At 67.0% G+C, this 14,682-nt stretch carries 11 protein-coding genes and 1 pseudogene; 4 read left to right on the forward strand and 8 right to left on the reverse strand.

What is annotated here, in order from left to right:
• Nucleotides 1-235 precede the first annotated feature (235 nt).
• The 5 genes and pseudogenes from OV427_RS44245 to OV427_RS44260 form a co-directional block, all read right to left on the reverse strand.
• Entirely contained in the window at nucleotides 236-2,014 is a 1,779-nt protein-coding gene (locus OV427_RS44245; protein WP_267862269.1) for a GmrSD restriction endonuclease domain-containing protein, read from the reverse strand.
• A gap of 499 nt (nucleotides 2,015-2,513) precedes the next feature.
• Nucleotides 2,514-2,675, reverse strand: a pseudogene (locus tag OV427_RS50920) (tyrosine-type recombinase/integrase); the annotation flags it as partial.
• Between the two features lie 24 nt (nucleotides 2,676-2,699).
• A complete protein-coding gene (locus OV427_RS44255; RefSeq protein WP_267862270.1) occupies nucleotides 2,700-2,831 on the reverse strand; it encodes a hypothetical protein in 132 nt (43 codons plus the stop codon).
• 16 nt (nucleotides 2,832-2,847) lie between these two features.
• Nucleotides 2,848-3,306, reverse strand: coding sequence for a helix-turn-helix domain-containing protein (locus OV427_RS50925; protein WP_420718330.1), 459 nt, complete (start codon nucleotides 3,304-3,306; stop codon nucleotides 2,848-2,850).
• Between the two features lie 132 nt (nucleotides 3,307-3,438).
• Nucleotides 3,439-3,810 carry a nuclear transport factor 2 family protein gene (locus OV427_RS44260; RefSeq protein ID WP_267862271.1) on the reverse strand — a complete coding sequence of 124 codons (372 nt, stop codon included), beginning with the start codon at nucleotides 3,808-3,810 and terminating at the stop codon, nucleotides 3,439-3,441.
• A gap of 189 nt (nucleotides 3,811-3,999) precedes the next feature.
• Here OV427_RS44260 and OV427_RS44265 point away from each other — a divergent pair, with 189 nt between their 5' ends.
• Nucleotides 4,000-7,239, forward strand: a complete 3,240-nt coding sequence (locus tag OV427_RS44265) for a serine/threonine-protein kinase (protein WP_267862272.1) — start codon at nucleotides 4,000-4,002, stop codon at nucleotides 7,237-7,239.
• 1 nt (nucleotide 7,240) lies between these two features.
• Here the strand turns inward: OV427_RS44265 and OV427_RS44270 are convergent, their stop codons facing one another.
• Together OV427_RS44270 and OV427_RS44275 are read right to left on the reverse strand one after the other, a co-directional pair.
• Nucleotides 7,241-8,476 (reverse strand): ADYC domain-containing protein, encoded by a 1,236-nt coding sequence (locus OV427_RS44270; protein WP_267862273.1) that lies wholly within the window; start codon nucleotides 8,474-8,476, stop codon nucleotides 7,241-7,243.
• Nucleotides 8,477-8,535: 59 nt separating this feature from the next.
• Complete coding sequence (locus tag OV427_RS44275) at nucleotides 8,536-10,335, reverse strand: sigma 54-interacting transcriptional regulator (protein WP_267862274.1); 1,800 nt, start codon at nucleotides 10,333-10,335, stop codon at nucleotides 8,536-8,538.
• Between the two features lie 209 nt (nucleotides 10,336-10,544).
• Between OV427_RS44275 and OV427_RS44280 the strand changes: the two genes are divergently transcribed.
• Nucleotides 10,545-11,639, forward strand: a complete 1,095-nt coding sequence (locus OV427_RS44280; protein WP_267862275.1) for a hypothetical protein — start codon at nucleotides 10,545-10,547, stop codon at nucleotides 11,637-11,639.
• Nucleotides 11,640-11,657: 18 nt separating this feature from the next.
• Nucleotides 11,658-12,473 carry a hypothetical protein gene (locus OV427_RS44285; protein WP_267862276.1) on the forward strand — a complete coding sequence of 272 codons (816 nt, stop codon included), beginning with the start codon at nucleotides 11,658-11,660 and terminating at the stop codon, nucleotides 12,471-12,473.
• A 104-nt stretch (nucleotides 12,474-12,577) separates the two neighbouring features.
• Here the strand turns inward: OV427_RS44285 and OV427_RS44290 are convergent, their stop codons facing one another.
• Nucleotides 12,578-13,543: a bifunctional helix-turn-helix transcriptional regulator/GNAT family N-acetyltransferase gene (locus tag OV427_RS44290; RefSeq protein ID WP_267862277.1), complete on the reverse strand. Its 966-nt coding sequence runs from the start codon at nucleotides 13,541-13,543 to the stop codon at nucleotides 12,578-12,580.
• Nucleotides 13,544-14,091: 548 nt separating this feature from the next.
• Here OV427_RS44290 and OV427_RS44295 point away from each other — a divergent pair.
• The gene (locus OV427_RS44295; protein ID WP_267862278.1) at nucleotides 14,092-14,667 is read left to right on the forward strand and encodes a PepSY domain-containing protein; all 576 of its coding nucleotides are present in this window, start codon (nucleotides 14,092-14,094) and stop codon (nucleotides 14,665-14,667) included.
• Nucleotides 14,668-14,682 lie beyond the last annotated feature (15 nt).

Here is a 14,682-nt window from a genome sequence, read left to right on the forward strand (position 1 = left end):
CAGGTTGTCCGTCAGCATCACGTCTCCAGGTCGCAGCCAGGGGTACAGCCGCTGGACCACGAAGCGCAAGAAGACGCGGCCGTTGACTGCCCACTGTGCGTCAAGCGCAAGGGACGGCAGCCCGATTGCCACTACGCAACCGCCACCTTCAGGGACTGAGAGTGGCGGTGCCTCTGTGTCACCGCTGTTCCTCGAAGTGCAAGTCCAAGGGCAGCCATCTTGTCGAAACGGCCCATCAACCTCTAAATAGTCGGCTGACTGCCAACAGCCTGGGACCTGCTACTGCCTCAGTGGAGGAATTACTGCGGACGAATGCCTCTTCCCCGACAAACGAGACCTCCCGCTGTGGTGGGATTTGAATGCGAACAACAGAGAGCCCTCTATAGTCGATCGTGTCAATGTTAGCCAGGGCCTGAGTCTTTAGCGGCTCTGAGAGTCCCGAGATTTTGATTGCGCTGACAATTTGCTCGACATGCTTTTCAATGCTAGTTTTCAGGCTCCTTGCTTCGCGATCAACGCCAACAACAAATGTGTCTCCAACCTGGATTGGATTGATCTGGTCTAGGGCTTGGATGCGTAAAGCATCTTTCTGGTTGTTGGCAATCCCAAAATACAGATAGCCCTCGCTTTGAGGGCCAAGATTGGCGATTGCGCAAAGCATCTCCGGCAAGCGGCGTAGCACCTCAGGATCCCGACTCCGATCATTGGATAGGCGAAGGATGCCCTGCTTGAACTCGTACCGAGGAGTCTCAATCTTGGAGCGTCTCAGTGAGTTCTCAAAGTCGATTACGAGTCCAGGACCATGCTTCAATACCGGCGGCTCTTTGTGTACAAAGTGCCGCTCAATCAGCCCCTTTGTTAGGCCGATGTTGTTGATTCTGTCCTCCGTGGTTGCGTAATGTGCGCTCACCTTTAGCTTGGCTCTCAGGCCCTTGAGGGCAGCCATGATGTCTTTGGGATTGTCAGGCGAGCGTTCCTGGCGAACAATCAGGTCAAAAAAGGCCATGAATACAGCATAAAAGGCCGTCTTGATTGGGTTTCCGCTTTGAGGATTTACCGTCTTGCGCAGAGCGTTGCGCTCAGTGCTGTAGGCGAGGATGGTTTCATTGAGAACCGAGAAAGTTGTCTTGATCTCGTTTTGAAGGCGGTTCGCTCCGTAAGCTGCCAGCGCCTGTTCAACCTCTTGTGATTCTTTTTGCTTCTGGTCGTACAGAACGTCGAAGAACTCCTTGCTGGCGGGCAAGGGCTTACCCAGGACTACAGAAGCTGCAATGTCTGCAAGGAGGGCTTCGTCATCGCTGTCCCGCAGTTGTGCTGAAGTGATGATTCCCTGCTTGCACCACACTGTGTCATCAGCGCGAACGCGGTAGCCCTGTTTGGCGCCAATAGTTTCAATGCTGATTTCGGGCATGTCGGAGAGCAGGAGTACTTCCTTTGACACATCTCCGCGTAGCTCTGCGGCAAGTTGCCTAATTAGATCCGCAAATTTGCTGACAACACCGGCCTGCCGCTTCTCTTGATCGCTTAGTTGCTTCCCTCCCGAGTTGATTCTTCCAAACACCTCCGTGATGTCGGACTCATTGCGTGATGGATAAATCGTTACGGCGAGTTGATAGTCCAGCAACTCCGCGCACTGAGCAGGGGTGAGTCGGAGCTGCTCCTCTGGTGCCTCCGTAAAAAGCCCTGCTGCAGCGACTTGGCTTGCCCGGGCGAATTCGCGAACCGAAAAATATCGACCATCAAAGTTGAACACGTTTTCGATGAATGCGAATATGGCGTTGAGGCGTTGCATTCCATCGATAATTTCATACTTGTTTGGGCCGTGGATCTCCGGCTTCTCCGCAAGTAGGATCAGTGGGATCGGGTAGCCTCTCAGCAAACTCCCGATTAGGCGTTGCTTCTCTTCAACGGTCCAAACCAGCTTCCTTTGATATCTGCGATTGACGAGAAGAAACCCCTCTCGATAGAGGCGGTAAGCCTCCTGAACGCTCATTCCTCTAGGTGAAATGCTCACGGTTTCCCCACTCTTGGTTGATCTTCTGGCGGCAGCGCGAGCTTGCCCGCGCGGCCGACCGTTTGCGTCAAAATGCTACCGTGGCCGTAGGATATCGTAGGAAAATTCGTAGTGCCTACCGAAGCAGGGGCTTAGAGGCCGCACTTGGCAGGCTCAAAGCACGAGGGGCCGCATGCGCGGGTCGCCCCGTCTCCGCGCCTGAATGAGCACATATGCCCCCGATCCGAGGCGCTGTGCGTAAACGCGCCCGATTGCTGCTGCGCTTGGACGGCTTTCCGAGGGCTAACCCAAGGCGGTGCTGTGCGAGCGCACATCTTACTACGTGCGGGGTTGTAACGGCACTCAGGCCTTATCGTAGCTTCTTCCGCCCAAGCGCAGCGTGTCCAGATGTTGCCGCACCAGCCGCTCTCGGAATGGCCAGCCGATAACGCGGGCTGGGCTCGTGCACTCTGCGCACTGCGAAGGTGGCGACGCAGTAGTGCCGGTTCATGCACAGCAGTACCGCGCTCTCCCGAGTCTCCGGCGCAAGGTGGGCGTACCGCATGGTCATCTCGATGGTCGCGTGGCCCATCAGCTCCTTGATGACCTTCAGCGGGACACCGCGCACGGCGAGGTGACTGCCGTAGATATGGCGCAGGTCGTGCCAGCCGATGCGCCCCTGCTAAGCCACCCGGGGTAAGTCCTGTCAGGGGGGCTCGCGTAGCGAGAGAACCGCGAGCCGTCCTGAGCGCTGCAGTCGATAGAGCAGCCGCACCGTGTCGGGGTAGAACGCCTCGCGCTCACGGGTCAGCATGCGGCTGAAGAAGGTTTCCTTCAAGTGCTCCCAGAAACCCTCAATCCAGTTGAGGGTTTCTGAGGTGTACGGGGGCAAGTAGAAGGGGCGTACCCAAGGCCCACTCCGCACTCAGGGCCACCTGCGTGCGCTGCTTCAGATAGGAGGCCAGCCGCCCACACGTCCAGCGACCAAAGAAGAAGTCCAACTGCCTGGGGTCGGTCTGCACCGTCTGCATCAATACCCGCAGGTAGGTAGCAGTGACTCGAGGAGGCCGGCCAGGGCGAGGCTCATCCGCCAGGCCTTGCCAGCCCTGCTGCCGCCAGGGGAGCCGGCAGCGGTACACCGTGCGAGGAGTCACCCCCAATGTGCGCGCGATGGCGCTGGCGCTCTGGCCCTGAGCACTCCACAGGAGGATGGTTGCGCGCAACGCTTCCCCGGCGTGCTGCTGCTGATGCAGCAGGCGCTGAAGCTTCCTGCGTTCGCGAGGCGTCAGCGTGACGCCCTGGCTCCTCCGCATGCCGCAGCGCCTTCCAATTGGATGGGCCGCAACGATATTACCCCCTGACAGGACTTACCCCGGGTGGCTTAGCGGCTGATGCCCGCCGCCCGCAGCGCACGAAGGGGTCGTCCGCTCGCACCGAAAGTCAGATCAGGAAGGCTCCGCCAGGGCCGCCCGCGATTCGGGGGCGGGGAAGGGGGCGGCGAAGTACTGCGTCTCGTGCACCACCGACTCGCCGGCAAATTCCATGATGGAGATCGAGTGGGTCGGCACACCGTCATAGGTGATGATGCACTCGCTGACCCACAGATCCCCGCTGCCGACGATCCGTAGCACGGTGAAGTGCCGATCGGCCGGGTGCCCGCCGCGTTGCGCCGCAATCGTGGTGCGACCACGGAAACGTTCACCCGATTGCGGGTAGTCGAGGATAGCGTCCTCGGCGTAGATCGCGTGTTCGGCTTCGATCTCGCCGCTTTCGGATGCCCGCCAGTGTTCCTCGATCGCGGCCCTGATCGATTCCATCGCGTCGTCCGTCCTCGCCGCCGAACCTCATTGGCAACAAGGACAGCATAAGCCGGTTGCTGGTCCGTGCAGACCTCTGCGCCCCACGAGATGAAAGACGGCTGAGGTGCATGAACGACGCGGGCGTGAAGAAGGCCTTCATGGCGCGCAGCGCCCGGTCGCCAGATGAAGACGGGTTACACTGGCGGCATGGCGAACGCTGGCGATGACGAGACTCCGTCGGGGCCACGCGCGGCTGCGCCGGGCGACATGGCCACGATGGATGGAGCGCTCCCCGTCCCGGACCGGAGCCGGGCGCTCCCGTTCCCCGACTGGGAACGCTACGAGTTCCTCGAACGCCTGGGTCAGGGAGGCATGGGCGAGGTCTTCGAGGCGAGAGACCGCAGGCTCGGGCGCAGGGTGGCGCTCAAGTTCATCCGGGATGCGAACACGGAGCGCGCAGACCGCTTCCTCCAGGAGGCGAGGACGCAGGTCCGCATCGACCATCCCCACGTGTGCAAGGTGTTCGAGGTCGGCGAAGTCGGCGGAAGGCCGTACATCGCCATGCAGCTCGTCGCGGGACAGGGATTGGACCACGCGGCCTCCGGGATGTCGCTGACCGAGAAGGTCCAGGTGATGCGGGACGTCGCCGCCGCGGTCCACGAGGCGCACCGGCTGGGCGTCATCCACCGGGACCTCAAGCCCTCCAACATCCTCGTCGAGCGGCACGAGGGCGGACGCTGGTTCCCCATCGTCGTGGACTTCGGCCTGGCCTACGACGACGCCCACGGGCACGGCCTCACCCATACGGGGGCGCTGCTGGGCACGCCTTCCTACATGGCGCCGGAGCAGGCGAGGGGAGACCTGGCGCACATCGACCGCCGCACGGATGTCTACAGCCTCGGCGCCACGTTCTATGAGTTGCTCACCGGCGTGACGCCCTTCTCCGCCGCCACGGCCGCGGACGTCGTCACGAAGGTGCTCCAGGAGGAGCCGCCCTCGCCACGCGCGCACGTGCCGGACCTGCCGGGGGATTTGGAGACGCTGGTCCTCAAGTGTCTCAACAAGGAGCCGGAGCAGCGTTACGCGTCCGCGCGCGCCCTCGCGGAGGACCTGGGGCGGTACCTGGATGGCGAGCCCATCCTCGCGCGGCGCCCGGGTCTGCTGTACCGCTGGCGGCGCCGCGCGCGAAAGCACCGCGCGCTGGTAGGGGTCTCCGCGCTGTCGCTGGCCAGCATCCTCGTTCTCTCCGTGCTGGGCGCGCGCTCGTGGCTGGAGGCCCGGCACACGCGCGCCCAGCTCGCGACGCGGGCCCGGTTGGCCGAGCAGGTGGGCCAGCAGGTGAAGGAGATTGAGTGGTTCCTGCGCACGGCCTACGCCCTGCCGCTGCACGACACCCAACGGGAGCAGCAGCTCGTCCGCGAGCGGATGGCGCGCATCGCCTCGCAGGCGCGGGAGCTGGATGAGTACGGCCAGGCCTTGATTCACTACGCGCTGGGGCGGGGCCACCTGGCGATGCAGGAGTTCGAGCAGGCGCACGCGGAGCTGACGCAGGCGCACCAGCTGGGCCTGGACTCACCCGAGCTGCACTACGCCCTGGGCCAGGCGCTCGGCGCGAGGTACCGCCAGGGGCTGGAGGACATGCGACGCGGTGGCGACAAGGCCTGGGTGGCGAAGCGCCAGCAGGCCCTGGAGCAGGAATACCTCGTGCCCGCGCTCCAGTCCCTCGAGCGCAGCCGCGCGCTGGAGCTGGAGTCGCCCCACTACCTCGAGGGCCTCATCGCCCTCTACCGCAAGGACTACGACGCGGCGGCGCGGGCGGCCGCGCGAGCCACCGTGTCCGCGCCGTGGATGTACGAGGCCCGGAGGCTCGCCGGCGATGTGGCCCTTGCCAGGGCGGTGGAGCGGCGGGAGCGCGGGGACTACGACGCGGCCCGGGCGGGACTCGAGGAGGCCGCCACGCTGTACACGCAGGCCCTGGAGGCGGGGCGGAGCGACGCGAGCAGCTACGAGGCGCTCGCGCAGACGTGGCTGGAGCGCGTGGACGTCGAGCTCGACCAGGGCCGGCCCGCCCGGGACGCGCTGGAGCGCACGCTGGCGGCCACCGCCCAGGCCGCCCGCGCCGCGCCCCACCGCTCCATGTCCTACCGGCAGCGAGCCTATGCCCTGATGCGCCAGTACAAGGTCGAGAACACCCAGGGGGCCGTCGAGAAACTGGAGCCTGTTCTCACGGATTGGATTGCCTCCGGGCTGCGCGCGGTGGAGCGGGCTCCGAACGACGTGTATGCCCATGATGCGCTCGCCAGCGGCTACTACACGCGCGGGCTCTACGAGTGGCGGAACCAGCGCGACCCCCACTCCTTCTGGGACGAGGCCATCGTCCGGCTGGAGCACGCGCTCCAGCTCCAGCCCGACTATCCGTGGGCACTGAACGACCTGGCGCTCATCCACTTCAACAAGGGCAACCACCTCCGGGAGCACGGCGAGGACCCCCGCCCGGAGTTCGCGGAGGCGGCGCGGTACTTCGAGCAGGCCGCGCGGGCGGACCCTCAATACCTCTATGCCTGGTCGAATCAGGTTCACGTCTACAACGCGCTGGCCGAATACGGCCTCGGCCGCGGGCTGGACCCCGAGGCGCACGCGCGCAGGTCCATCGAGGCGGGCGAGCGCAGCCTCGCCATCAACGCGAACCATTCCTCGGCGCTGGGCGGCATGGCCGCCGCGGAGCTGATGCGCGCGCAGTACCTGCTGGAGGCCGGAGGGGACGTGCGCCCGCCGCTGGAGCGCGCCCGCCAGCAGTTGGAGCGGGGGCTGCGCATCAACCCCACGGACGGACGCAGCCACCTCTACATGGCGGAGGCGCACCACCTCGCGGCGCTCCAGGCGATGCGGGACGGAGGCAATCCCGCCGCCGAGCTGGAAGCGAGCCGCGCCGCGCTGGAGCGGGCCTACCGGGGCGCGCCCGGGTGTGTCGACTGCCGCGTCGTCGGCGCGCGGGTGGCGCTCACGGAGGCGGAGTGGGCGGGACGGCAGGGCAGGCCAAGCCTGCCATTGCTGCACAGGGCGCGGGCCGAGGCACAGCGCGCCGTGGACATGGTTCCCTACTTCGAGGCCCACCAGGAATTGGCGCGCGTCTACTGGCGGCTGGCCCAGGCGCTGCCACCCGCCGGAGCGAGCGCGGCCATTGCGAGCGGCCTGGACCAGGTGGAGCGGGCCCTGAAGCTCGATGGGAACCTGGCGCAGGCCCACCTCATCCGCGGGGGCCTGCTCCTCATGCGGGCCAGTGGGACGGACGGCCTCGCCACGCGCCAGGAGGCCGCGCTCCAGGCCCGCGCCGCCTTCGCGCGGGCCTTCGAGCTCAATCCGCTCCTGCTGCCGCGGCACCAGGAGCTCGCGGGCGAGGTGGAGTCGCTGCTGGCACGCCTCGCCGCGAGCCGGGGACAGCGCTGAGTCAGGGCGCGGCCTTGCCGGTGATGATGCGGTGGGGCTGGATGTCCTGCGCGGTGCAGGCGGGGAGCAGGGGCAGGGCCTCTTGATTCCAGTACTCCAGGTTGAAGAGGTCCGGCCGGCGCTGATTGGTCGGATTGAAGCAGACTGCTCCCGTGGTGTTCCAGATGGCCTCGATGTTTCCCTGCTCGATGCTGAGCTTCCCGAAGTTGATGACGTTGTCGCGGATGCGGATGTCGGTTCCCTCCACCGTGTAGCTGTTGAAGTCCTGATACGGGTGCGTCTTCGGGTGGGCGAAGTAGGCGGCACGCTTGCCCTGGATGCAGGCACCGAGGAGCAGGGTCGGGTTCCCGTTGGCCTCGAGCGTGGGGTTCCAGGGCACGTAGCCCCAGTTCTCCATGCAGGTGACGATGGCGCCCGAGACACAGGCCATGGTGACCGAGCTCGCGGAGGTGTTGATGACGCCCGTGGCGCCATTCACCTGGTGCGCCGGCAGGACGGAGAGCGAGAGCGGCGTCTTCTCGCCCTCGGGAGTGGCCTGTGCGTCGCCCGGCTCCGAGCAGTAGTACCCGGAGATATTCCGCCGGGTGTTGTCGTACCTGGCTCGATAGCGGAAGAGCTTGAGCTGCGTGTCTGGCCTGTCCGGGTTGGGCGCGCCCGCGAGCGCGACCTCCGTGAAGGTGAGCTCGAGGGTATATGCGTCCGGGGTGTCGACCCTGAAGAGCAGCATCAGCTTCGGCAGCGTCGAGCCCACCACGTGAGCGGGATTCACCGCGCCCTCGAGCAGGTAGGTGAAGCCGAGTCGGGACGTGCCCGGCACGGTGGAGGGCTCCACCTTGAGCAGGCTGCCCTGCTTGTCGCCGTCGTAGCGGACCTGGATGGGGGTGCTGAGGACCACCGTGTCCTCGGCTCCGGACCAGAGCCGCCCCTTGAGCCGCACGCTGCTCACACCGTCCCCCCTCGCCGGTTGGTTCTCGAAGGACTCCGGGCAGAAGCGCAGGTTGCTCGCGGGGTAGAGCCAGAGGCAGTAGCTGCCGGTGTCGGAGACGTAGATGCCGGGACCGTTGCCGTCGCCCGGGCAGGTCGTCCCTCCGGGACAGTGCGTGGCGAGCTCGCTGACCTCCGGAGTCCCGCCGTCCGTCGCCGTGCTCGTGATGCTTCCGTGGGCCGTGCACCCCACGAGTGAAACCAGGATGGCCATCAGCGCCACCGCGCTCCGCTGGTCGATTCCGTCCTTCATGACCGTTCGCCCTTTCGTGCTGTTCGCGGAGGCGGATTGCATGAGGCGTGCCTGCGTCATCACTCGCGAGCCGCGCGAGGGCGCGGGAGCTGGTAGCGCCGGGCCTTGAACTTGAAGGTCCGCAGCGGCATGCCGATGAGCTGCGCGGCGCGCGTCTGTACGCCGCCGGCGGCCTCCAGGGCCTCTCGCATCCGGCGGTCCTCCAGCTCGCGGACCTCCTCGGCGATGGGGCGGAAGCTCGCGGGGGCCGTGTCCGGGGCGGGCGCCGTGGGCGGTAGGGGAGGGGCTTCCTCTCCCGGGGGACGCTGGAGGGAGTCCGGCAGGTGGGAGGCCTCCAGCAGGGGGCCGGTGGCGGTGGTGGCGGCGTACTCCATGACGTTCTTCAATTCGCGCACGTTGCCCGGCCACGGGTGTGCCCGGAGCACGTCCATGGCGGCGGCGGAGATGCGCGGCGCCGTCCTGCCCGCGCGGGCCAGGGCCTCCTGGAGGAAGCGGGTGGCCAGCAGCGGCAGCTCGCGGGGACGGTTTCGCAGGGGCGGCAGCACGACGACGGAGGCCGACAGGCGGAAGAAGAGGTCCTGGCGGAAGCGGCCGGCCTTCACCTCGTCCGCGAGCACGCGGTGGGTGGCGGCGACGATGCGCAGGTCCACCGGGCGCTCGCGCGAGTCTCCCAGGCGGGTGATGCGCTGCTGGTCCAGCGCGCGCAGCAGCTTGGCCTGCACGGACAGAGGCAGCTCCGCCACCTCGTCGAGGAAGAGCGTGCCCCCGCTGGCCCGCTCCAGCAGGCCGGCCCGCGAGGCCACCGCGCCGGAGAAGGCGCCCCGCTCGGCGCCGAACAGCTCGCTCTCCACGAGGCTCTCCGGCAGGGCCGCGCAGTTGAGGGAGATGAACGGCCGCTGCGCGCGCGGCGACCAGTGGTGGACGGCCCAGGCGGCGTTCTCCTTGCCCGCGCCCGTCTCGCCATGGATGAGGACGGGGATGGGGCTCGAGGCCAGCCGTCGGAGCAGCTCGAAGAGGCGCACCATGGCCTCGTCCGCCACCATCACCGAGCGATCTCCGAGCGCGAGCTGGTACAGGTCCGGGCCGCTGATGCGAAGGCCGCCGGAGGGCGCTGTCAGTGCCACCGCCCGTGCCGCGGAGATGAGGGTGTCCGCGTCCAGCCCGTCCTGCGGGGCACAGGCCACGCCCGCCCGCACCTCGGGCGCCAGCGGGACGAGGCTCTCCAGCATGGGCTGGACGACCTCCTCCGCCTCCTCCGCCGTCAGCTCGGGCAGCAGGACGAAGAGCTGCGTGGGCCCGCCCCGTCCCACCAGGTCCATCAGCCGCAGGCCGCCGCCGAGCGCCCGGACCAGCTCCTCCAGGGGGACATCCGTGGGTCCCAGGGCCAGCGCGACGACGCTCAGCGCGCGCTCGTAGCGCAGCACCCGCTCCAGCTCCTCCGCCAACCTGTCCCGCAGCGGGGCGGCGCCCAGCAGGAGCCGCTGTGGCGGGGGGATGTCCCTCCGGTGGAAGACGAGCGTGACGTCTCCCAGCATCACCACGTCTCCGCTGCGCAGCACCTGCTCGCCGGAGATGAGCTCGCCGTTGACGCGGACGCCGTTGTGGCTGTCGAGGTCGGTGATTCGGGCCTCGCCTTCCACCACGCTCAGCCGGGCGTGGCGCCGGCTCACCGAGGCGTCCTGTACGAGGAGCTCGACGCCCGCGCCGCGGCCGATGGTGAGCGCGCCGTCGCGAGGCAGGGGCACAATCGAGGACGAGCTTCCCTCCATCACCAGCAGGGAGAGGCGTTCCGGCTCGCCGGGAGAGGCGCGGCGCTGCTGGCCCGCATCCACGGTTTCTTTCGCGCTGGGGGGCTCCATGGGGGAAGCAAACCACGGCGGGCCCCCTGGGCGGGGCAATGGTTGCCCCATGGGCAAGACCTGCCTCGCGCGGGGGCTACGCGAAGGGCCGTTATTGCCTCTCCTGCACGAGCGGGATGGCGCTCCAGGGGGCACGAGCCACTGGCAGGCCGGCTGCAATGGCCCTCCCCGCGGGCGACCTGCCGCCCGGCTTCGCAAAGGACACACACATGAAGGCACATTCCTCCAGCCGCCCCGCGTCCCGGAAGTGGGTCGTGGGGCTCGCGCTGGCCGCGGTTCCTCTCTTCGGCTTCGACCGGGGCTGCGTCACCCAGCCCCAGACGGACATCCTGGTCACCAGCTCCTCGGTGAACGTCCAGGGCTACATCCAGCGGTTCGACGACAACACGCTCCAGTGGCAGGAAAACATGGCCGGCTGGGCCCACCTGCGCGTCAACGGGGGCGGATTCATGGTGTGGGACCAGACGGACGCCAACAACGTGTGGCAGCAGTCGGGGGTGCCGCTCTCGCTCGGCGTCAACGTGGTGGACGGCGAGACCTGGCGCGCGACGCCCAACGGTAACGTCGTCGGCAGCATCGATGCCTTCATCCTCGAGCGGAAGAACGACCTCGCCGCCAACGGCAGCCAGCCGGTGTTCCTCGACTGGTCCGCGTCCGGCCTCGACGCCGAGCTCAAGGCGATTGCCACGGGCACGCTCAACGGGCCGCTCACCGCCGCGCAGCAGACCGCCTTCGTCAACGACGTGAAGGCGGGCGTGGCGAGCTTCTTCGCCAACGCCTACGCCGGCACGGCCATCACCCTCGTCAGTGCCCCGGGCACGGGCGTGCACACGGTGAAGTTCCTCATCGGCAACAAGCCCGGCCTCTTCGGCGTGTCACCGGGGGACTACAAGAACACCAACAAGACGCAGACGTCGCAGGTCTACATCGACACGTTCCGCTCCGTGCTGGTGGACCGCCTCGTCTCCACCACTCCCGCGGAGCTCACCGACACGCTCGCCATGCGCGTGAAGGATGTGTCGACGGCCATCGGCCGCACCGCGGCGCACGAGGCGGGCCACAGCTTCGGCCTGGTCTCCATGGGCCCGACGCGGCTGCAGGGCTGCGAGGATTCACACAACTGCGAGGCCTATGACGACGCGAACCCGTCGGACCGCTTCGACGTGGGCCACCACATCATGGACCCCGGCGGCAAGTCGCTGCTCTACGCCCGCATCGGCCAGGCGAACCCGACCACCCGCGCCACGAAGACGCCGTACTTCGAGCGCTACGGCAAGAGCTACCTGAAGATCATCCACCCCTGATTCCAGACGAGGCATTCCATGAAGAAGCAATTCCTGTTCAGCTTCATTCTCTGCATGACCCTTCTGCTGGGCGCGGGCAAGGCGCTCGCGTTGGACATCCCTCCCGGAGGCGATGCGCTCGGCCTCCAGCTGGTGGCCTCCCAGTCCGCGGTCATCGCGCAGCTGACGTCCAACAGCGGCACGGCGATGGGCTTCACGACGTCGGTACAGCTCACCGGCCAGACGCCCACCCAGTTCCAGCTCACGCATGACACGTACACCGCGGACAGGCAGCTCGTGCCGGGCAGCTCCTACCTGCTCTTCCTCTCGAGGGACGCGGCGGGCGCGCTCCAGCTGGCGGCCAGCGCGCACTCCATCGTGGCCGCCGACCCGCAGGAGGCCGCGAGCTACAGCGCGGCGATTGCCAACTACCAGCAGACTTGGAGGGACCCGCAGGCGTTCAAGCCGGTGGCGCTCGCGCAGCTCGACGCGTCCGTGCCCTACCTGCGCTACAGCGCGATGGCGGACCTGACGCACCGCGGCCTCTTCACCGCCGCCGACGGCGCGCTCCTCTCCCGGCTCGCGGCCTCCAGCACCTCCTCGCAGCCGGAGGTGCGCAAGCTCGCGCTGATGCAGCTCGGCGGCCTGGGGCTCGTCGCGTACGCGGAGCAGCTCGGCGCCGTGCTGGGCAACGCGGCGGAGCCCACCTCCATCCGGCTGGCCGCGCTGGACGGACTGCGCTTCATGGGCCGCACCGATGTGATTCAGCGTCAGGCGGCCTCGGTGGGGGACAGCCCGAGCCCCAAGCTGAAGGTGCGCATGCTGGAGGCGCTGGAGCAACCGCAGCCGCAGTAGCCCCCGTGCTCCGGTCGCGCCAGCTGCCAGGGTATGAAGACAAACGCCCTCTGCCCTCGTCCGGTGGGGCAGGGGGCGCACTGGCAGATGGGGGTACCGCATCGTCACCCACGACAGGGGCTCCGCCGATACGCCATCGCCACGTCGCATCGCTCGTACCGCGCGCCGAACAGACGCATGATCTCGGCGTCGTGGACGAAGCCCAGCTTCTCGTAGAGGTGGATGGCCGGCCCGCACTTCTTGTTGGTCAGCAGGTAGACCTTGTCCATGCCCAGGCTGGCGGCCCGCTCGAGCGTCTTGGCCAGCAGGAACTCGCCGACCTTCAGGCCCCGGGCGCTCTTCAGGACCCCCATCTTGGTCAGCTCGACCCAGCCGTCCTTGGAGACCATCAGGGCGCAGGTCCCGACCACGCCCAGTTCCGGCGTTTCGGCGAACAGCACCACCCCGCCCTTGTCGAGGATCAGTTCGCGCGGCCGCGACAGCAGGGCGATGTCGTTCTCCTCGAGAACGAACATGTCCTGAATCCATTCGGCGTTGATCCGGTAGAAGGCCTCGGCCAGGTCGTCGGAGAAGTCGCGCGCCCACATCCTGGGCGGACCGGCGGACTCGATCCGGCGCAGCAGCGATTTCTCGGCCAGCCGCGCCTCCACCTTGGCCAGGTCCTGCATGAAGCCGCCGGACAGCCCTTCAACCAGTTCGGCGGCGGCGGGCTCGATGCGCGGCATCAGCACGGTCTGGATACGGACCACCAGGGCCTCGCCCTTCGCCGTCAGGGCCAGTCGTTTCGTGCGCTGGTCGCCCGGCGAGCGGCGCGCCTCGACGAAGTCCCCCAGCGTGCCGAGTGCACGAGTGACGGTGGGCTGGGCCAGTTGCAGGCGTTCGGCCAGTTCGCCCACCGTGATCGGCCCGTGCAGGCGGATCGTCATCAAGAGCGACACCTGGGCCGGCTGCACCGGCAGGTCCAGCGACCGTGCCACCTCGGCCGCGTCGGCCTGCATCCGCTCGGCCAGTCGCTTGAGTCGGCTGCCCAGGAACCCGACGCCAAACCCCGCCAGAAGATCGACTTCCATGCTCGCGCCTCCGTTCTATAGCGCGCTATATAGCTAACTATGGAGTGGGGTCGGGCGCAAGGGGGAGCGGGGGCCAGGGTGAACGAGCTTCCCTACGGAGCTTCGCGACGAAGCAGTCGGGCAGTACGCCGCGAGATCGGGGCGCGTGGACAGCGAGCGACGCTCGCGCCGATAGACGTCGAGAGGCGCCGCATCGCGGAGCGCGAGAAGCGGGGGATGCCCCTCCCCGTCCCGGCGGCCTGGCAGCCCCCGCGACGAACAGCGTGGGTGACCCAATTGCATTCACGCCACACAATGTCTATAGCAACGCAATTCATGAAGTTCCAGCCATCCCGAATAATTCTCACGAGAAAGACTTTCACCAAATCCTCTCGCGAGGCTGTTGTGTTTGGCGTTACGCGCCGCTTCGGATTGTGGCCTCTTTGGTCACTGCCTCGCGGGGAACCCGAGGAAATTCCAGACACCCGGCGCCGGCATGGCGCTTGCGATTGAGAAGCGTGCCGCTCACATCAGGGGCGGTTGCAATCTCTTACAATTCGAGGTGTCCCGTGAACGGTCCCAAGTCTCTTTCCAAAGTTGTGGTTGCCTTGGTCTGTCTGAGCGCCAGCACGGCCCTGGCCCTCCCCCGCATCAGGGCCTGCTCGGCCTACAAGAGCTGGGCCACCGGCATCATTCAGCTCTCGGAGCTCAGTCCCCAGAACGACCAGGCCGCGTATGGCCTCGCGCTGAACCGCTGCTACAACCTCTGGCGGGACAAGGGCGGAAACGACCTGACCTGGGCCAATGCTGGAAACACCGCGAAAGCGTGGCGGTCGTCGTCGAGTGCCACCTACGAATACCAGTGCCTGATCTGCCTGGACGCGGGGGGCCCGCCCATGGCGCGATGGCCGGGGATCGAGCTGATGGAGGCAGTCGAGAAGGTCCGGACGCGCCTCGGGGGACGCATCGTCTCCGTGACTCCCCGGATTCCAGAGGAGAGCGAAGGGCTGGAGGCGTACTACGAGGTGAGTGTGGTCGTCGGAGATCACCAGACGCAGGTGTTCGTGGACGGCAGCACGGGCGAGGTGCTCGTTCCCGAGGTCACCACCTCAATCGAGGAAGTCCCCGAGAACGTCTGCAGGTAGCGCGAGAAGCCACGC

The sequence above is a fragment of the Pyxidicoccus sp. MSG2 genome (assembly GCF_026626705.1).
In the GTDB taxonomy this organism is placed as follows: domain Bacteria; phylum Myxococcota; class Myxococcia; order Myxococcales; family Myxococcaceae; genus Myxococcus.

Bases quoted from the DNA above. Each gene is read 5' to 3' on its own strand.
- OV427_RS50925 (WP_420718330.1), bottom strand. From the start codon at position 3,306: ATGCGGAGGAGCCAGGGCGTCACGCTGACGCCTCGCGAACGCAGGAAG.
- OV427_RS44260 (WP_267862271.1), bottom strand. From the start codon at position 3,810: ATGGAATCGATCAGGGCCGCGATCGAGGAACACTGGCGGGCATCCGAA.
- OV427_RS44265 (WP_267862272.1), top strand. From the start codon at position 4,000: ATGGCGAACGCTGGCGATGACGAGACTCCGTCGGGGCCACGCGCGGCT.
- OV427_RS44270 (WP_267862273.1), bottom strand. From the start codon at position 8,476: ATGAAGGACGGAATCGACCAGCGGAGCGCGGTGGCGCTGATGGCCATC.
- OV427_RS44275 (WP_267862274.1), bottom strand. From the start codon at position 10,335: ATGGAGCCCCCCAGCGCGAAAGAAACCGTGGATGCGGGCCAGCAGCGC.
- OV427_RS44280 (WP_267862275.1), top strand. From the start codon at position 10,545: ATGAAGGCACATTCCTCCAGCCGCCCCGCGTCCCGGAAGTGGGTCGTG.
- OV427_RS44285 (WP_267862276.1), top strand. From the start codon at position 11,658: ATGAAGAAGCAATTCCTGTTCAGCTTCATTCTCTGCATGACCCTTCTG.
- OV427_RS44290 (WP_267862277.1), bottom strand. From the start codon at position 13,543: ATGGAAGTCGATCTTCTGGCGGGGTTTGGCGTCGGGTTCCTGGGCAGC.